Origin of the sequence: Pseudaquabacterium rugosum (assembly GCF_038066575.1) — a bacterium.
Taxonomy (GTDB): Bacteria; Pseudomonadota; Gammaproteobacteria; order Burkholderiales; family Burkholderiaceae_C; genus Pseudaquabacterium; species Pseudaquabacterium rugosum.
Map to the genome: position 1 here is coordinate 264,433 of NZ_JBBUTF010000007.1, position 18,614 is coordinate 283,046.

The window sequence follows — 18,614 nt, forward strand, 5'->3', positions numbered from 1 at the left end:
CTGTTCTTCAACGCATCACATGACAGTGGCCCCGCAGCACGGCGATGCGCAGGGGCCAGTACACACGGTGGCCTTCGGCATCGGGCTGGCTGCGCAGCACCGGCAGGCCATCGTCGCCGTCGCATTGCACCAGACGACCGCCACCGCAGGGGCGCAGCACGATGTCCCGGCCCTGCGGCAGCGCCAGGCGCAGCGCGCCTTGCTGCTGCAGTTGCACCAGGCGCTGGCGCCAGCGCTGCGCCAGATCGGCGGTCGACTGCCCGTAGGCCTGGGCCACGTCCTCCAGCCGCAGTTGCGAGGCCTGCAGCAGGCCGTCCACGTCCCCCTGGGCCAGCGCGGTGCCGACCAGGCGCACGAAGCGGGTGATCAAGGGCCGGACGTCCTCGACCGAGCGGATCGGCGGCAGTTCCTGCCAGCGCCAGCGCGGCCAGTGGGCGGGCACCGGGACCACGCGCTCCTCGACGCGGGACTCGCCGGTGTCGGCCTCGGGATCGAGTTCGAGCTGTATCTCGGTCAGCGTGCGGGCATGGGCCTCGTGGCCGGGCTGGCCCAGGCGCGGCAGCATCAGGCGGACCCGGGCGCGCGCGGGCTGGCCCAGCAGGCGCGGGCCCCCCGGGCCACCCGACGTGCCGACCGGCCCCGGCAGCCGGTGTTCAGCCGGCGAGACCACCAGCTGCAGCCGGTTGTCGCCCGGAAGCAGGTATTCGTGCACCGGCACCATCAGCGCGCCGGTCTGGGTCACGCTGCTGGCCACCGGGATGTCGTTGAGCCAGACCTCGGCCCGGCAGCCGTCGGCCTGCAGACGCAGCATCACCAGGCGTTCCATCATCCGACGCTCCAGTCCAGCAGGGTCTGCGCGGGCAGCAGAGGCAGGGTCTCCTCGCTCCAGCCCAGCAGGGGGTCCTGCAGGCGCACGCGGGCCGAGAGCGCGTCGCATTCGAGGTGGACGAACCATTCCCAGCCGCCACCCTGGCGCCGCGGACGCAGGCCTGCGGCGCCCCGCAGCGCGCCTTCCAGCGGCGCGTGGCTGCCGGCCAGCATGCCGCCGGCCTGGGCCAGCGGCCACAGCTGCAGCCGCCACGGCCAGCGCCAGCGCAGCGACAGGCGTTGCGCCAGCGTGGTGTGGTCGGGGCTGTCGCGGTCGCGCAGGATGGTCTCTCGCAGCAGGCTGCGGCCTTCGACCTGCAGCATCGCCACGCTGCGCGCGCCGCCGCCGTGGGCGACCTCGCCCTGCAGCTGCAGGGCCATTTCACAGCCGATGTCGAATTCGCCGTGGCAGCGCAGCAGCGGCGGGGTGGTGTTGCCGGCCGGCGACTCCCGCCAGCCCCAGGCCATCACCTGGCGCCCCTGCAGCAGACGGTGCCGGCAGCGCAGCGAGGCCTGGCGGGCGCCCTGGCTCTGCCAGGATTGCCACAGCAGCTGCAGCCCGGCCTGCATGGCCTGCGGCAAGGCCTGGTCGAAGGCCTGCACCCAGGCCTGGGTCGGCAGCATCTGGCCGTCGCGTTCGAGCAGGCACAGGCTCGCGGTCGTCGGCGCCTCGGCCTGGGGCTGCGGCCAGCGCCGCAGCATGTGCAGCGCCGGGCTGTGGCGCTCGTGGCGCAAGGCGTCCGACAGGGTGGCCGTGCCGTCGTCCAGCGCGTCGTGCAGCACCGGTGGCAGCGTGCCGCGGCCGTCGATGTCGGTGATCGGCGAGGCCGCACCCGCACCCGCACTGCGCGCGCGGGCCGCGGCTGTCCGGGCCTCGGCCTGGGCGGCACGGTTGCCGCCGGCCGGCAGCTGGATTTCGCGCACGGCCTGGTGCTGCAGCGCGAACAGCCACTGGGTGGCCGGATGCACATGCAGGTGCAGCGCCTGGCGGCCCAGCGACGGGCCTTCGTCGCGCAGGCCGCAGCCGTCGATGCGCAGCTGGCTGATCGTCGGCGGGACCTCGTGCAGCAGGCGGGTCTGCAGCCCGTCGGCGGCTGCCGGGGCGTCCCGTGCGGGCAGCGCCCAGTCCAGCTGCTGGACTTCGCGGCCCTGCCAGCGCTGCACGCCGTGCTCGCCGGTCCATTCGACGCGCGGGTGTTCGGCGCAGCCACCATGCCAGCCCAGCCGCAGCTGCAGCCGCACCGGCTCCGGCCGGCTGCGGTCCAGCCAGCCCGGGGCGATCGGGGTGCCGTCGGGGCCCTCGACACCGGGGACCGCGCCCAGCAGATGCACCTGGCGAGGCGCGCGGTGGTGGCGGTCCACGTGCACCGGCAGGGACAGATCGGCCACCGGCAGCCGGGCCCAGCGGCCCTCCTGCAGCCGGTACTCGGCGCGGGAGGCGGTCGGGGCGCGGCGCAGCGTCAGCGCGTCCAGGTCACAGCTGCTGCGTGCCAGCGGTGCGGCGTCGGCGTCGTGGGCGCGGCGCCGCTGGGCCAGCCAGTCGAGGGCGCCGGCCTCGCGCTGCAGCAGCAGCCGGGCGTCGGTGCTGCCGCCCTGTTGCTGCAGCAGGCCGACGCAGTGGCGCATCACCTGGTGCACCCGCTCGGCCGCGCGCAGTCGAGGGTCGGCCAGCAGCTCGGCCAAGGGCTCGTGGCCGGGTTGCTCGACGACATCGGTGCCCAGCGCGCAGCACAAGGTCAGGAAGCGCAGCGTGGCCGTCTCGTCGTCGAGCAGGCGATGGCGTGCGCACTGCGCGAGGGCCGACTGCAGGAACTCGTTCTGGCGCGTGCCGAGCCGTTGCTGCAGCGACGGCCACTGGCGCAGCGTCTGCTCGGCCAGGATGCGCGCCGGGCTGTCGAGGGCGTCGGGGGGCGGGGCGTCCGACATGGGCGGCTTCAGTCCAGGGGAGGCAGCGGCGCGCTCGGCGGACGCTGCGGGGCCAGGGGGGCCACGGGTTGGCGGGTCGGCAGGCGCAGGGCGTCGGCGGGTACGCCGCCGCCGTCCAGGCTGACGCGCTGGCCGTTGATCGTCACGTCCTGCGGGCCGATCATCAGGCTGGCGTCACCGCAGCGCAGCGTCAGCAGCGTGCCCGCCTCGATCACCAGATGGCCGCCACTGTGCAGGTGCAGCGCGCCGTCGGCGCGCGCGGCCAGGTTGTCCCGGCCGTGCAGGCTGACCGGGCCGGTGCTGCGCAGCGACAGCCCGCCATCGGTGGCCAGTTGCAGGTCGCCCAGCAGCAGATCGGTCTGGCCATCGACCTGGACGCGGACGTCGGCGGCCTGGCGCAGGTGCAGCTCGCCGTGCACCTCGCGCCGCACCGGCCCGTGGATGTGGCTGTGGACGCCGCCGCGCAGGTCCTCGTGCAGCACGCCGCCGACGTGGTGCACGACCTGGCCGGCCACCACCTGCCAATGGTCGCGCGGCACGTGGGCGTGCAGATCCTGCTGGGCCTCCAGCCACAGCTGGCGCCCGGCCCCTGCGGTCGGGCGCAGCCGCAGCGCGGCGTCGGCGGCCGGCACCGGGCGCTCGGTGCTGGCGCTGATGTGGGTGCTGGTGTTGGTGGATGCGGGGGGATGCACCGCCGGAAGATCCCGCGGTGCCTGGGCCGTCGGCGGGCCGCTGTCGGTCACGCCCTGCGACAGGGGGGAGGTCTGCGCCGGCATCCGGGCGTCCTGCGGCGGGCGGGCCGTGGCCATCGATCCGGGGGGCGTGGTGTCGAGCGGGGTGAGCCAGCCGGTGATCCAGGGCTGCCGCCCCGGCTCGTCGGCGAATTCCACGCGCACGCTGGCGCCCGCCAGGCTGCGGGCCCGGGCCTCGGCGGTGTGCGGGCCGGTGGCGGCGGTGGCGGGCGAGGTGTCTGGTGCGCCGTCCGACGAGCTGTCCGGCCACAGCGGGGCGGCCAGCAAGGCGGCGGCCTGCCGTGACAGGGGCACCCACCACAGCGGGCGTTCGGCCGGTGCGGGCGTGCCGCCATCGCCGCGGGCGTCGCCGGCATCGGCCGTCCGGCTGGTCGCCGCACCGCTGGCCGTGGCGCCGTTGGCCGTGGTGACGGACGGGGCGCCGGACGGCTCGGCGGCCATGCCGCGGCCGCCGCGCTCCGGTGCATCGAACACCAGCGGCAGGCGGCCTTGCGCGTCGGGCACCGCCACCCCGGGCGCCACGCTGGCCACGCGGGCGCTCACCAGGCGGCCGGCCCACGGCGCCGGGGCCGGCGCGGGCAGTGGATAGGGCTGGCTGGCGGCGATCGCGATGAAGCCGCAGTCCGACTGCCAGCGGGCCTGCCGCAGCTGCAGCCGGTCGGCGGTGCGCAGCTCGGTGTCGGTATCGACGTCGACCTCGGCATCGGCACCCGCGGGTGCGGTGGGCGAGGTCGGCTGCAGACCGGCCGCCACCGACGCCCCCCGGCCGGCCTGTGGGGCGGTGGCATCGTCGGCATCGAGCCGCTGCAGCGTCAGCTGGGCCGAGACCACCAGGTGGTCGACGTTGTGCACCGGCAGCGGATGGCCCCGCAGCGCGAAGCGGTGACCCGGCGCCAGGCCGCGGCTGCCGCTGCGCCCTTCGACATGGGTCTCGGGCAGGTCGGCCTGGGCGGTCGGCCGGCTCGGCGACAGGTTGCCGCCGGTCAGCATCGTGCGCGCGCGCCAGCGCCGCACCAGCGTGGCCCCGGGCGGCACCGGGCTGGCATGGCCCCAGTGCAGCAGCGCACCGCCGGGCAGGATGCGGTGGGCGGTCGGGGCATCGACCAGCACCAGCGTGTGGCGGCCCTGGGCGTGGCGGAAGTAGTGGTAGAGGCCGTGGCCGGCGAGCAGGCGCAGCACGAAGGCCAGATCGGTCTCGCGCCACTGCAGGCAGTGGGCGATGGGCTCGAAGCGGGCGCTCGTTTCCACCGACACGTCATGGGCGTAGGGCCGGAAGACCTGGCGCAGGATCTCGATGAGCGTCAGCTGCTGGAAGGCGCGGCTGTCGCTGCGCCACTGCAGCTGCCACAGCCACGGGCGCAGCTCGATGCGGTAGAGCAGGCGGCCATCGGCGTCGGCGTCGTCGAGCTCGACCGCCGTCACCAGGCCGTCGATGTGGCGCACCCGGCCGGCGGGCAGGCCGATCTCCAGCCCGGCACGGGTGCCCAGCAGCCGGCCGACGTCGATGCCCCGCTGGTCGACCCGCACGCTCAGCTGGTATTCGAACAGGCGGCCGAGCGCCTCGTGGCCACGCACGGCCTGCAGATGCAGGCGGCCTTCGGGCAGGGCGGTGCGCAGCAGGACGCGATCGTCGGGAAGACTCACAACGGGGACGGGCAGGGCCCGCTTGGACGACAGGACAGACCGCCGGCAGGTGCCAGCACATGCAACCAAGTGTGCATCTGCCGATTGTGCAGGTTGCAGCGCCTGCCTGGCAGCTGCCGGACACCCTTGTTGCGGCGTCGTGCGCAGGCAGATGTGCGTCCGCGCAGGTTCGGCCGTCGCCGGGCGGCGCCCCGGGGGCGGTGGCGGGTCGCCATCCCCCCGGAACACGGGGTGCCGCGCGGCCCGGCGGGTCGGGTTGCGCCGCGGGCCACAATCCGCGCCATGCAGCTGCGCGCCAACGGCATCCGGATCGAGGTCGACGAACAGGGGCCGCCCGACGGCCCGGTGCTGCTGCTGATCATGGGCCTGGGCATGCAGCTGGTCGGCTGGCCGCAGCCGCTGGTCGACCGGCTGTGCGCGGCCGGCGTGCGGGTGCTGCGGCTGGACAACCGCGATGCCGGCCTCAGCCAGGGCTTCGACGAGGCCGGCGTGCCCAGCCTGTGGCGCGCCGGACTGCGCCAGCAGCTGCATCTGCCGCTGCGGGGCCTGCCCTACGGTCTGAGCGACATGGCCGCCGACGTGCTCGGCGTGCTCGATGCGCTGCGGATCCCGCGCGTCCATGTCTGCGGCGCCTCGATGGGCGGCATGATCGCCCAGCATCTGGCGGCCACGTCTCCGCAGCGGGTGGCCAGCCTGGTGCTGCTGATGAGCACGCGCGGCGCCCGCGATCTGCCCCAGCCCTCGCTCGGGGCGCAGTGGACGATGCTGCAACGGCCGCGCCGCAACGACGAGGCCGCGGTGCTGCCCTATCTGATGCGCGTGCACCGGGCCATCGGCAGCCAGCCGCCCTGGCGCATCGACGAGGCCGCGCTGCTCGAACGCCAGCGCGAGGCCTTCCGCCGCGCCTGGCGGCCCGATGGCACGGTGCGCCAGCTGCTGGCGGTGGCCGCCGACGGGGACCGCGCGCCGCTGCTGCGCCGCATCGCGGCCCAGCCCTGGCCGCAGCACGTGATCCACGGCGCCGCCGATCCGCTGCTGCCGCCGGCCCATGGTCGCGATCTGGTGCGCCATCTGCCGCGTGCCGCCTTCAGCCTGATCGAGGGCATGGGCCACGATCTGCCGCCGGCCCTGCTGCCGCGACTGGCCGCCGAGCTGCTGGAGACGATGGCCGCCGGCGGCGCGCCGATAATCGCCGGGTGACCGCAACGCATCCTGTGCCGGCCCCGATGCCGGGCCCCGACCCCAGCCCCTGGCGCCTGTCCGTCGCGCCGATGATGGCGTGGACCGACCGCCACTGCCGCCATTTCCACCGCCTGATCACCCGCCACACCCGGCTCTACACCGAGATGGTGACCACCGGCGCGCTGGTGCACGGCGACGTGCCCAAGCACCTGGCCCACGATGCCGACGGCGAGCGCCCGACCGCGCTGCAGATCGGCGGCAGCGAGCCCGACGAGATGGCCGTGGCCGCGAAGCTGGCCGTGCAGTGGGGCTACGACGAGATCAACCTGAACTGCGGCTGCCCCAGCGAGCGGGTGCAGAAGGGCGCCTTCGGGGCCTGCCTGATGAACGAGGCCGCGCTGGTGCGCGACGGCGTCAAGGCCATGCGCGACGCGGTCGGCGACGCGATTCCGGTGACGGTCAAGCACCGCATCGGCATCGACCGGATCGAGCGCTACGAGTTCGTGCGCGACTTCATCGCCACCGTGGCCGAGGGCGGGTGCACCGTCTTCATCGTCCATGCGCGCAATGCCTGGCTGCAGGGCCTGTCGCCGAAGGACAACCGCGAGATCCCGCCGCTGCGCTACGACATCGTGCACCGCCTCAAGAGCGAGTTCCCGCAGTTCACGATCGCCATCAACGGCGGCATCACCGCCAACGCCCAGATCGACGCCGAACTGGCCGCGGTCGACGGCGTGATGGTCGGCCGCGCCAGCTACCACGATCCGGTGCTGATGGCCGACTGGGACGCGCGCTACTGGGGCCAGGGCACGGCGCCCGATCTGGCCGGCGAGGCCGGCGACGCCTGGCGGCTGGACATCGAGCGGCGCATGGTCGACTACATCCGCGCCCAGCAGGCCGCGCACCAGCTGCCCTGGGCCTGGGCGGCGACGCACATCCTGGGCCTGTGGAACGGCCGCCCGGGCGCGCGCGCCTGGCGCCGGGTCTGGAGCGATCACCGGCTCAAGGGGCGGCCGGTGGACGAGGTGGCCGCGGCCGCCTTGCAGGCGCGGCTGGCGGCGCGTCCGGCCGCCTCGACCGTCGACGAGGCCTGATCCACGGCCCAGGGCCGTCAGCCTGCCGCCCGGGCGGCTGCGGGGGGCGCCGTCCAGGCCGCCGAGCGGCGGCGGGCCCAGCGCATCATCGGCCGCTCCAGGCCGCGATGGCTGGCCTCGGCCAGCAGCCAGGCCACGGCCAGCAGCAGCGGCCGCTTCAGGTAGCGTTCCAGCGTCGAGCCGCTGCCCAGCCAGCCATGGGCCAGCAGCGGGTGGACCAGGTAGAGCGCATAGGACAGGCGCGCCACATGGGCCAGCAGCGGCCGCTCCAGCGCCCGGCTCAAGGGATGGCGGGCCTGGACCAGCGTGCTGCCGATCAGCAGCATCGCGACCCAGGCCCGCGCATGGGTCGCGGCCTCCAGCGCCGGCAGGCAGCACGCCAGCAACAGGGCCAGCCAGCACAGTGGATTGACATGGCCGAGGGCGGCGACGGCCAGCCGCAGGGGCCGGCTGGCGACCGGGGTCCGCACGACGCCCGGCAGCCCGGCCGCCGTCGCCGAGACCTCGGCCAGCGGTGCGCGTTGCAGCCACAGCGCCAGGGTGGCGCCGGCCAGGACCTCGTCGGCCCGGGTGTGGGTGGTGCTCTGGAACGGCTGGTCCAGCACGATGCGCGCCAAGGTCGAGGCCAGGCCCAGCAGCGGCAGCAGCCACAGCGCGCGCCGCCCGCCCAGCAGCACCAGCAGCGCGACGCCGACGTAGAACTGCAGCTCCACGCACAGGCTCCACAGGTGGGCGGTGGCCGGCCACAGATCCTGCGGCGGCAGGTTGGCGACGAACAGCAGATGGCGCCACCAGGTGGATGCCGGTGCGCCCTGCCAGGCCAGGCCGACCACGATGCACAGCCAGGCCAGCGGCAGCACCCGGGTGGCGCGCAGCAGCAGGAAGCGCCGCAGGCCCTGGCCGCGCAGCAGGGCCGAGGTGATCAGGTAACCCGACAGGATGAAGAACAGGGCCATGCCGAACAGGCCGGCCCCCACGTTGAGCTGCCAGCGGGCCGGCCCCAGCGGCAGCAGGTGGGCCGCCAGCACGGCCAGGATGCTGATCGCCCGCCAGCCGTCGAGGGCCGGTTGGCGCGGGGCCGTCCCGGCGTCTGGCGAGCCCGCCGGACCGGCCGTGCCCGAGGGCGCGTCGTCGCAGGCCGTCGTCGCGGCCTGGGCGGGGTTCCGGTCCGGCGCTGGCGCTCGCAGGCTCATGCCCGCGGGTCCGGCCGATCCTTGGGCGATGCCGGCCAGGTCGCCAGCAGCAGGCCGGCCAGCGACAGGCCGAGCGCCGCCAGATGCCCGCCGCCGAAAGGCTCGCCCAGCGCCAGCACGCCGACGGTGGCGGCACTGACCGGCAGCATCACGGTGAACACGCCGGCCTTCTGCGCCGGCACCCGCTGCAGGCCGCGCATCCACAGCCAGACCGTCCACATGCTGGCGGCCAGCGCGTAGAACAGCAGCAGGCCCCAGGTCGGCAGCCGGACCTGGCTGAAGTCGAAGTGCCAGGCCTGCCACAGCCCCAGCGGCGTCACCAGGGCCAGGCCCCAGAGGTTGATCAGCGCGCTGATGCGGCGTGGCGCGATCCCCGCACTGGTCAGCCGCTTGCCGATGACCACGTAGGAGGCCTCGCACAGCATCGCCGCCACCAGCAGCAGCTGGCCCAGCCAGACGGGCCCGGCCGCTGCAGCGGCGGTGTGGCCGGCGGCCGCGCCGTCACCGGGTGTCCGGGCCAGGGCCAGCAGCGCCATGCCGCCCACCGCACAGCCGATGGCCGCCACGATGCGCCCGTTCAGCCGCTCGCCAAGGAAGACGCGCGACATCAGCGCGACCGCCGCCGGGATGCCCGACATCGTCACGCCCGCGGCCACGGCCGAGGTCATCGCCACGCCGTAGAGCATGAAGACCGAGAACAGGAAGTTGCCCAGCAGGCTTTCGAGGAACAGCAGGCGCTGGGTCGGGACGTCCAGCCGCGGCTCGTCGGCACCGCGCCGCAGCCAGGGGCCCATGGCCACGGCCGCGATGCCGAAGCGCAGCCAGGCCAGCAGGAAGACCGGGAACACCGCCACCAGCAGGCGCGACAGGCCGACATAGCTGCCGACCAGCGTCATCGAGGCCGCCAGGCTGCCGTAGGCCAGCCAGGGCAGGGCGCTGCCGCCGGCCCCGGCTGCCGCGCCCACCCCGGCCGCCGCCGTCGGGCCGTGCGACCGGGCCGCCGCCGCGGGCTCAGTCATCGATGCGGATCCAGGTGGTCTTCAGCTCGGTCACCTTGTCGAAGGCGTGCAGGCTCTTGTCGCGGCCGTTGCCGCTCTGCTTGACGCCGCCGAAGGGCACGGTGATGTCGTCCTCGTCGTACTGGTTGACGTGGACGGTGCCGGCCTTGAGCGCGCGGGCCACGCGGTGGGCACGGTCCAGGCCGCCGCTCCAGACGGCGGCCTGCAGGCCGTAGACGCTGTCGTTGGCCTGGGCGATGGCGTCGGCCTCGTCGTCGAAGGGGATGATGGAGATGACCGGGCCGAAGATCTCCTCCTGCGCAATGGTCATGCGGTTGTGGACGCCGGCGAAGACGGTGGGCTCGACATAGCAGCCGCCGGTCTCGGTGCGGGCCTGCCGGCCGCCGCTCAGCAGCCGGGCGCCCTGGGCCTGGCCGGCGTCGATGTAGCCGAGCACCGTGCGCAGCTGGCCGGCGTCGACCACCGCCCCCATCCGGGTGCGCGGATCGAGCGGATCGCCCGGCTGCCAGCGCGCGGCGCGTGCGGTGATGCGCTCGGCCAGCGCGTCGGCGATGCCGCGTTGCACCAGCACCCGGCTGGGCGCGTTGCAGCTCTCGCCCTGGTTGAAGAACACGCTGTCGGCCACGGTGTGGGCGGCGCGGTCGAGGTCACGGCAGTCGTCGAAGACGAGGAAGGCGGACTTGCCGCCGAGCTCGTTGTAGACGCGCTTGAGGTTGCTCTGGCTGGCATAGGCCAGCATGCGGCGGCCGGTGCGGGTGCTGCCGGTGAAGCCCAGCGCATCGACGTCCATGTGCAGGGCCAGCGCCTCGCCGGCCTCGTGGCCGTAGCCCGGCACCACGTTGAGCACGCCCGGTGGCAGCCCGGCCTCCAGCGCGATCTCGGCCAGGCGCAGCGCGCTCAAGGGCGACTTCTCGCTCGGCTTGAGCACCACCGAGTTGCCGGCGGCCAGCGCCGGGCCCAGCTTCCAGGCCGTCATGATCAGCGGGTAGTTCCAGGGCACGATGGCGCCGACCACGCCCACCGGCTCGCGCGTGATCAGCGCCAGCGCCTGGCGCGGCGTGGGCGCGATCTCGTCGTAGATCTTGTCGATCGCCTCGCCGTACCAGGCCAGCGTGCGGGCGGTCGAGGCGATGTCGACGGCCAGCGCATGGGCGATCGGCTTGCCCATGTCCAGCGTCTCCAGCAGCGCGAGCTCGTCGGCGGCGGCCAGCACCGCGGCCGAGAAGCGCTGCATCACCTGCTTGCGCGCGGCCGGCGCCTGGCGCGACCAGCGGCCGTCGTCGAAGGCCCGGCGCGCGGCGCGCACCGCCGCGTCGATGTCGGCGGCCTGGCCGCGGGCGATGGCGCCCAGGCGGCGGCCGTCGATCGGCGAGTGCTTGTCGAAGGTGGCGCCGTCGGCCGCATCCTGGCGCTGGCCGTCGATCACGGCGCGGCCATCGACCTGCAGCCCGGCCGCGCGGGCGTGCCAGTCGGGGGGGGAGGCAGGGGCGGCGCGGTCGGTCATGGACGGGGGCTCCAGGGAGAGTGAATCCCTATGTTAGCGAGCGAGCGGCCATCCCGCGTCCGCGGGTCGCCGCCGGCCGCCACACCCCCCAGGTGCGAGGGGGGCGGCCGCGCACCGGGCCGCGGCGGCCGGCGTCCGGCGGCTATGGCGGCTGGCGGCCGGGCCCGACGGTGCGCTCAGCTGCCGCGTTGGGCGGCGCTGATCTCGGCGGCGCGGCGGCGCTCGGCGCGTGCCAGCCACAGGCTGCCGAGCGTGATCGCGATGGCGACGACGGCGATGACCACGGTGGCCACCGCGTTGATGCCCGGGTTCAGGCCCAGGCGGGCGCGCGAGAAGATCACCAGCGGCAGCGTGGTGGAGCCCGGGCCCGACAGGAAGGCCGAGATCACCACGTCGTCCAGCGACAGGCTGAAGGCCAGCAGCCATGCCGAGGCGAGCGCCTGGCCGATCATCGGCAGCGTCACCAGGAAGAAGACCTGGCCCGGGCGCGCGCCCAGATCCATCGCGGCTTCCTCCAGCTGCGGGTTCAGCTCGCCCAGCCGGGCCTGGATCACCACCGTCGCGTAGGCGGTGCACAGCAGCATGTGGCCGAGCCAGATCGCCGTCAGGCCGCGGTCGAACAGCGGCGAGTCGGTCAGGCCCTGCAGCGCCACCAGCAGCAGCAGCAGCGACAGCCCCAGGATCACCTCGGGCATCACCAGCGGCGCGCTGGTCATGCCCGAGAACAGCGTGCGGCCCGGGAAGCGCTTGTACTTGACCAGCGTGAACGCGCTGAGCGTGCCCAGCACCACCGCGCCGCAGGCCGACAGGAAGGCGATCTGCAGCGACAGCCACAGCGCCTCGATCAGGTCGCGGTCCTGGGTCAGCTGCGCGTACCACCGGGTGGTGAAGCCGCCCCAGTGGGTCAGCATCGGCGAGTCGTTGAACGAGAACACGACGAGCGCGATGATCGGCACGTACAGGAAGCCGAAGGCCAGCAGCAGCCAGCCGCGGCCGAAGGCGCGCGCCGCGGTGGCGCTGGTCAGCAGGCGCACGAGTGCGTTCATCGACGGCCTCCATGGGCCGCCTGGGCGGCCTGGGCCCGGCTGTGCAGCGCCAGCGGGACGACGATCAGCAGGATCAGCACCACGGCCACGGTCGAGGCCATGGTCCAGTCGTTGTTGCTGAAGAACTCCGACCACAGCACGCGGCCGATCATCAGCGAGTCCGGCCCGCCGAGCAGCTCGGGGATGACGAACTCGCCGATGCAGGGGATGAACACCAGCATCGAGCCGGCCAGGATGCCGGCGCGGCTCAGCGGCACCGTCACCAGCCAGAAGGCGGTGAAGCGGTTGGCGCCGAGATCGGCGGCGGCCTCCAGCAGGCGCAGGTCCATCTTGGCCAGCGTGCTGTAGAGCGGCAGCACCATGAAGGGCAGGTAGGTGTAGACCATGCCCAGCACCATCGAGAACGGCGTGTAGAGGTAGGTGCCCGGGGTCTCGATCCAGCCGAGCGCGGCCATCGCTGCGCCCAGGCCGGCGGCATCGAGCGCGCGGTCGATCAGCCCGCCCTCGTCGAGCAGGCCCTTCCAGGCGTAGACGCGCAGCAGGAACGAGGTCCAGAACGGCAGCATCACCGCCATCAGCAGTGCCGGCTGCACGGCGGCCTTGGCGCGCGCCATGAAGTAGGCCATCGGGTAGCCGATCAGCAGGCAGATCAGCGTGGCCGTGGCCGCGTACTTCAGGCTCGACAGGTAGGCGTCGAAGTACAGATCATCGGTCAGCAGGGTGAGGTAGTTCTGCAGCCGCAGCGTCAGCGTCAGCACCTCGTCCTCGACCTTGAGCAGCGGCTCCGGGCGCACCGTGCCCATCTCGGCCAGGCTGTAGGTCAGGATGATCAGGAAGGGCGCGGCGAAGAACAGCAGCAGCCACGCATAGGGGATGCCGATGACCAGGCTGCGGCCGCGCGCCAGCGCGCCCAAGCGGGCGCGCACGGCGGCCAGGCCGGTGGGCCGCGGGGCGGCCGCACCCGGACGGGACGGCGACGGGAGGGCGGGGGCGGACATCGCGGGGCTCCGGGTCGCGTTCACTGCGTCAGCACGACGTGGGCATTGCGTGCCCAGTGCGCCCAGGCGGTGTCACCGACCTGCAGCTCGTCGTCGCGGTGGCGCTGGGTGTTGGGGGCGGTGATCTTCAGCGTCGCGCCGCTGGCCAGGGCCAGGTGGTAGACGGTGAAGCTGCCGAAGTACGACAGCGCCTTGACGGTGCCCTGCGCCCGGTTGAACTCGCCCTCGTGCGCGGGGGCGTGGCGCTGCAGATGGATCTTCTCGGGCCGCAGCGCGACGGCCACCGGCATGCCCTGCGTGCCGGTGATGCCGTGGCCGACGTAGTGGCGGCAGTCCGGGCAGTCGATCACGCAGTGGTCGCTCTCGTCGACGGCCAGCGTGCCGTCCATCAGGTTGACGTTGCCGATGAAGTCGGCGACGAAGCGGGTGGCCGGTGTCTCGTAGACCTCGGCCGGTGCGCCGACCTGCAGGATGCGGCCCTCGCTCATCACGGCGATGCGCGAGGCCATCGTCATCGCCTCCTCCTGGTCGTGGGTCACCATCACGCAGGTGACGCCGACGTCGGCGACGATGCGCTTCAACTCGATCTGGGTCTCCTCGCGCAGCTTCTTGTCGAGCGCGCCCAGCGGCTCGTCGAGCAGCAGCAGCTGGGGCCGCTTGGCCAGGCTGCGCGCCAGCGCGACGCGCTGCTGCTGGCCGCCGGACAGCTGGTGCGGCTTGCGCTGCGCGAACTTGCCCAGCTGCACCAGCCTGAGCATGTCCTCGACGCGCTGGCGGATCTGCTCGCGCGGCAGGCCCTCGCGCTTCAGGCCGAACGCGATGTTGTCCTCGACCGTCAGGTGCGGGAACAGCGCGTAGGACTGGAACATCATGTTGATGGGCCGGCTGTAGGGCTCCATCGTGGCCAGGTCCTGGCCGTCCAGCACGATGCGGCCCGAGCTCGGCGTCTCGAAGCCGGCCAGCATGCGCAGCAGGGTGGTCTTGCCGCAACCGGACGAGCCCAGCAGCGCGAAGATCTCGCCGCGCTCGATGTCCAGGCTGACATGGTTGACGGCCTTGACGCCGGAGAAATCCTTGACGACGTCCTGGATCGCGAGAAAGGCGGCCATGCGTACTTCCAGAGCAGAAAGAACGAACGGCGCGCGCCGCCGGGCATCGGACCCCGACCGCGCACGCCGTCTTCGGGGATCAGCGCTTGGTCTTGAAGTTGGTGAAGGTGCGCGTGATCAGCTTGAGCGTGGCCTGGTCAGGCGTGCCCGGGGCGATCATGGTGGACAGCGCCTCGGCCGACGGGAACACCGCCGCGTCCTTGGCCAGCACCGGGTTGACGAACTTCAGCGAGGCCTTGTTCGGGTTGGCGTAGAAGACCGTGTTGGTCAGCGACGCGTGCACCTCGGGCTTCAGGATGTAGTTGATCCACTTGTAGGCGTTCTCGACGTTCTTGGCGTCCTTGGGGATGGCCATGGTGTCGAAGAACAGCAGGCCGCCGCTCTTGGGCAGCAGCACTTCCAGCGCCTGCGGCTTCTTGGCCTTGGCCGACTTGTCCTTGGCGATCATGATGTCGCCCGACCAGCCCACCACCGCGCAGATCTGGCCCTTGGCCATCTGGTCGATGTAGTCCGAGCCCGAGGCCACGAAGCGCGTGACCGAGGGGCGCACGGCCTTGAGCATCTCGCCGGCGGCCTTGTAGTCGTCGGCGTTCTTGCTGCGCGGGTCCTTGCCGATGTAGTGCAGCGCGATCGGCATGATCTCGGAGGCGGTGTCCAGGAAGGCGACGCCGCAGGACTTCAGCTTGGAGACGTACTCGGGCTTGAAGACCAGGTCCCAGGCGTTGTCGGGCATCGGCATGCCGCCGAGCGCGGCCTTGACCTTGTCGCGGTTGATGCCGACGGTGGTGTAGCCCCACATCCAGTCGACCAGATGGTCGTTGCCCGGATCGACCTTGGCCAGCTGGGCCTGGATGCCCGGATCCAGGTTGGCCAGGTTCGGGATCTTGGACTTGTCGAGCTTCTGCAGCAGGCCGGCCTCGATCTGCAGCTTGGCGAAGTGCGAACCCGGCACGACGATGTCGTAGCCGGTCTTGCCCGCGACCAGCTTGGCGTGCAGCGCCTCGTTGCTGTCGAAGTTGTCGTACTTGACCTTGATGCCCGTCTCTTTCTCGAAGTTCTTGATCGTGTCCTCGGCGATGTAATCCGCCCAGTTGTAGATGTTGAGAACGTTCGACTGGGCCTGCGCTCCGGTGGCCGCGCCGAGGGCGGCAGCGGCCAGGCCGGCCGCCAGGGCCGCACGGCGGCTGGCGCGGGCGATCGGGGAGAGGACGGACGTGCGAATCATGAGGACAGGCTCCGTGGGTCAGATCCGGGGGGGCGGACGGTTCAGGGTCGATCGATGGGCGGGTGCCGGCAGGCGGGCCGCCGCGGTCGGGACGGGCGGGAGTCTACCCACAACTCGGGCGGCACCCGGCCCGGGCACAGGCCCCAGCAAGACCCGCACCCAGGGCGCGGGGGCGCACGGTCAGAGCCAGCCGCTGCGCTGTGCCTGTTCCAGCGTCAGGTCCAGGCAGCGGCGGATGCGCGCGGCCAGCTCGTCGATCTGCGCGCGGGTGATGATCAGCGGCGGCGCGATGATCATGCGGTCGCCGACGGCACGCATGATCAGCCCGTTGCCGAAGCAGTGGGCGCGGCAGGCCATGCCGATGCCGACCTCGGGGCCGAAGGGCTGCAGCGTGGCCTTGTCGCGCACCAGCCAGAGCGCGCCCATCAGGCCGCAGGTCTCGGCATGGCCGACCAGCGGATGGTCGGCCAGCGCGGCATAGGCCTGGGCCAGATACGGGCCGGTGTCCTCGCGCACCTGGCGCACCAGATCGCGCTCGCGGATCAGCCGCAGATTGGCCAGTGCCACCGCGCAGGCCACCGGGTGGCCGCTGTAGGTGTAGCCGTGCTCGAACTCGCCGCCGCGCTCGATCAGCGCGCGCGCCACCCGCTCGCCGACCAGCACCCCGCCGAGTGGCACGTAGCCGCTGGTCACGCCCTTGGCGAAGGTGATCAGGTCGGGCTTCGCGCCGAAGGTCTGGCAGCCGAACCACTGGCCGGTGCGGCCGAAGCCGCAGATCACCTCGTCGCTGACCAGCAGGATGCCGTGGCGGTCGCAGATGCGCTGGATCTCGGGCCAGTAGGTGGCCGGCGGGATGATGACGCCGCCGGCTCCCTGCACCGGCTCGCCGATGAAGGCGGCGACGTTCTCCGGGCCCAGTTCCTGGATCTTCGCCTCCAGCCAGCCGGCGGCCTCCAGGCCGAAGGCCGCGCGCTCCTCGGGCGTGCCCGGCGTGCGGTGGTGCTCGTGCCAGTGCGGCTGGCCGATGTGGGCGATGCCCGGGATCGGCAGCCCGCCCTGGGCGTGCATGGCCGCCATGCCGCCCAGCGAGGCGCCGGCCATCGTGCTGCCGTGGTAGCCGTTGTGGCGGCCGATGAGGATCTGGCGCTGCGGCTGGCCCTGGATGTCCCAGTAGCGGCGCACCATGCGCACCACGGTGTCGTTGCTCTCCGAGCCCGAGCTGCCGTAGAAGACGTGCTGGAAGCCCGGCGGTGCCAGCTCGGCCAGGGTCTCGGCCAGCGCGATGGCCGCCGGATGGGCCGTCTGGAAGAAGCTGTTGTAGAACGGCAGCGTGCGCATCTGCTCGGTCGCCGCGTCGACCAGCGCCTGCTGGCCGTAGCCGACGTTGACGCACCACAGGCCGCTCATCGCGTCGAGGATCTGCTGGCCCTCGCTGTCCCAGATGTGGATGCCCTCGCCGCGCGTGATGATGCGCGAGCCCTTGGCCGCCAGGGCCTGGAAGTCGGTGAACGGGTGCAGGAAATGCGCGGCGTCGGCCGCCTGCCACTCTCGGGTCGTGCGGGTCATGGGGAAAGCTCCGGTCGGATCGGTCGGATGGCGGTCGCGGGGTTCAGACGTGCAGCAGCAGGTGCTCGCGCTCCCAGGGCGAGATCACCTTCATGAACTCCGCGTACTCGACCTCCTTGACCTCGGTGTAGACGGTGATGAAGGCGTCGCCCAGCACCTCGCGCAGGTCGTCCTCGCGCTTGAGCTTGTCGAGGGCCTCGCCGAGGCTGGGCGGCAGCTGGCGGTCGCTCAGGTAGGCGTCGCCCTTGCACTCGGGCGAGGGCTCGATCTGCTTGCTGATGCCCAGCCAGCCGCAGGCCAGCGTGGCCGCCAGCGCGACGTAGGGGTTGGCATCGGCGCCGATCACGCGGTTCTCGATGCGGCGCGCGGCCGGGCCGGCCACCGGGCTGCGGATGCCCACGGTGCGGTTGTCGGTGCCCCACTGGATGTTGATCGGCGCGGCTGTGTAGCGCGCCAGACGGCGGTAGCTGTTGACGTAGGGCGCGAACAGCGCCATCGCCGCCGGGATGTAGGTCTGCAGGCCGCCGATGAACCAGTAGAACTCGCGGCTGGGCGTGCCGTCGGGGTTGCTGAAGATGTTGCGGCCGGTGCCCACCTCCTCGATGCTCTGGTGCACGTGCATGGCGCTGCCGGGCTCGCCGGCGATGGGCTTGGCCATGAAGGTCGCGTACATGTCGTGGCGCAGCGCGGCCTCGCGCAGCGTGCGCTTGAACAGGAAGACCTCGTCGGCCAGCTGCAGCGGATGGTCGTGGAAGAAGTTGATCTCCATCTGGCCGGCACCGATCTCGTGGATCAGCGTGTCGACGTTCAGCTCCATCTTCTCGCAGTAGTCGTAGACGTCCTCGAACAGCGGGTCGAACTCGTTGACGGCGTCGATCGAGTAGGCCTGGCGCGAGGTCTCGGCGCGACCGCTGCGGCCGATCGGCGGCTTCAGCGGCATGTCGGGGTCGCTGTTGCGGGCGACCAGGTAGAACTCCAGCTCGGGCGCGACCACCGGCTTCCAGCCGCGGGAGGCGTACAGGTCGCAGATGCGCTGCAGCACCGAGCGCGGGGCGAAGGGCACCAGCACGCCCTCGGCGTCGTAGCAGTCGTGGATCACCTGGGCGGTCGGGTCGCTGGCCCAGGGCACGATGCAGACGGTGCGCGGGTCGGGCCGCAGGTGCATGTCGCGGTCGGTCGGCCGGATGACGTCGAAGTAGGGCCCTTCGGTCGGGAATTCACCGGTCACGCCCATGCCGACGACGGCCTCGGGCAGGCGCATGCCGCGGTCCTCGGTGAACTTCTCGCGCGGCAGGATCTTGCCGCGCGCCACGCCGGTGAGGTCGGGCACCAGGCATTCGATCTCGGTGACCCGGCGCTGGTTGAGCCAGTGCTCCAGTTCGGCGAAGTTGAATCGGTCGTGGCGGGAGTGGTTCATGTGTGCTCCGTGTCATGGACCCGGCGTTGGCCCGCATCCGGTGCGCACGCACCGCGACAGGGCGGCGAGGCC

Annotated in this window: 14 protein-coding genes; 2 read left to right on the plus strand and 12 right to left on the minus strand. The window is 72.8% G+C overall.

Annotation, left to right across the window (positions count from 1 at the left end):
* Window positions 1–7: 7 nt before the first annotated feature.
* Genes AACH11_RS09905 through AACH11_RS09915 form a run of 3 tightly spaced genes read right to left on the minus strand, consistent with a single transcriptional unit; the run spans window position 8 to window position 5,189 of the window.
* A complete protein-coding gene (locus AACH11_RS09905) occupies window positions 8–829 on the minus strand; it encodes a hypothetical protein (protein WP_341374048.1) in 822 nt (273 codons plus the stop codon).
* The gene (locus tag AACH11_RS09910; RefSeq protein ID WP_341374049.1) at window positions 826–2,793 is read right to left on the minus strand and encodes a hypothetical protein; all 1,968 of its coding nucleotides are present in this window, start codon (window positions 2,791–2,793) and stop codon (window positions 826–828) included. Before AACH11_RS09910 ends, AACH11_RS09905 begins: the two co-directional genes overlap by 4 nt.
* Window positions 2,794–2,801: 8 nt before the next feature.
* A complete protein-coding gene (locus AACH11_RS09915; protein WP_341374050.1) occupies window positions 2,802–5,189 on the minus strand; it encodes a contractile injection system protein, VgrG/Pvc8 family in 2,388 nt (795 codons plus the stop codon).
* Between the two features lie 282 nt (window positions 5,190–5,471).
* Here AACH11_RS09915 and AACH11_RS09920 point away from each other — a divergent pair, with 282 nt between their 5' ends.
* Both AACH11_RS09920 and dusA read left to right on the plus strand, forming a co-directional pair.
* The gene (locus tag AACH11_RS09920) at window positions 5,472–6,389 is read left to right on the plus strand and encodes an alpha/beta fold hydrolase (RefSeq protein ID WP_341374051.1); all 918 of its coding nucleotides are present in this window, start codon (window positions 5,472–5,474) and stop codon (window positions 6,387–6,389) included.
* Between the two features lie 26 nt (window positions 6,390–6,415).
* On the plus strand, window positions 6,416–7,465 hold the full coding sequence (gene dusA, locus AACH11_RS09925; protein WP_341374052.1) for a tRNA dihydrouridine(20/20a) synthase DusA: 1,050 nt from the start codon (window positions 6,416–6,418) through the stop codon (window positions 7,463–7,465).
* 17 nt (window positions 7,466–7,482) lie between these two features.
* Here the strand turns inward: dusA and AACH11_RS09930 are convergent, their stop codons facing one another.
* The 9 genes from AACH11_RS09930 to AACH11_RS09970 all read right to left on the minus strand — a co-directional run bounded on the left by AACH11_RS09930 (window position 7,483) and on the right by AACH11_RS09970 (window position 18,542).
* Window positions 7,483–8,658: an acyltransferase family protein gene (locus AACH11_RS09930; RefSeq protein ID WP_341374053.1), complete on the minus strand. Its 1,176-nt coding sequence runs from the start codon at window positions 8,656–8,658 to the stop codon at window positions 7,483–7,485.
* Complete coding sequence (locus AACH11_RS09935) at window positions 8,655–9,554, minus strand: DMT family transporter (protein WP_341374090.1); 900 nt, start codon at window positions 9,552–9,554, stop codon at window positions 8,655–8,657. Before AACH11_RS09935 ends, AACH11_RS09930 begins: the two co-directional genes overlap by 4 nt.
* 115 nt (window positions 9,555–9,669) lie before the next feature.
* Window positions 9,670–11,181: an aldehyde dehydrogenase gene (locus tag AACH11_RS09940; RefSeq protein WP_341374054.1), complete on the minus strand. Its 1,512-nt coding sequence runs from the start codon at window positions 11,179–11,181 to the stop codon at window positions 9,670–9,672.
* Between the two features lie 176 nt (window positions 11,182–11,357).
* The gene (locus tag AACH11_RS09945; RefSeq protein ID WP_341374055.1) at window positions 11,358–12,227 is read right to left on the minus strand and encodes an ABC transporter permease subunit; all 870 of its coding nucleotides are present in this window, start codon (window positions 12,225–12,227) and stop codon (window positions 11,358–11,360) included.
* Window positions 12,224–13,225: an ABC transporter permease subunit gene (locus tag AACH11_RS09950; RefSeq protein ID WP_341374056.1), complete on the minus strand. Its 1,002-nt coding sequence runs from the start codon at window positions 13,223–13,225 to the stop codon at window positions 12,224–12,226. The genes AACH11_RS09945 and AACH11_RS09950 overlap by 4 nt, the downstream gene beginning before the upstream one ends.
* 20 nt (window positions 13,226–13,245) lie before the next feature.
* Complete coding sequence (locus tag AACH11_RS09955; protein ID WP_341374057.1) at window positions 13,246–14,334, minus strand: ABC transporter ATP-binding protein; 1,089 nt, start codon at window positions 14,332–14,334, stop codon at window positions 13,246–13,248.
* 79 nt (window positions 14,335–14,413) lie between these two features.
* On the minus strand, window positions 14,414–15,559 hold the full coding sequence (locus AACH11_RS09960; protein ID WP_341374058.1) for a polyamine ABC transporter substrate-binding protein: 1,146 nt from the start codon (window positions 15,557–15,559) through the stop codon (window positions 14,414–14,416).
* A gap of 180 nt (window positions 15,560–15,739) precedes the next feature.
* Window positions 15,740–17,125, minus strand: coding sequence for an aspartate aminotransferase family protein (locus AACH11_RS09965; RefSeq protein ID WP_341374059.1), 1,386 nt, complete (start codon window positions 17,123–17,125; stop codon window positions 15,740–15,742).
* 43 nt (window positions 17,126–17,168) lie between these two features.
* Complete coding sequence (locus tag AACH11_RS09970; protein ID WP_341374060.1) at window positions 17,169–18,542, minus strand: glutamine synthetase family protein; 1,374 nt, start codon at window positions 18,540–18,542, stop codon at window positions 17,169–17,171.
* Between the last annotated feature and the right edge of the window lie 72 nt (window positions 18,543–18,614).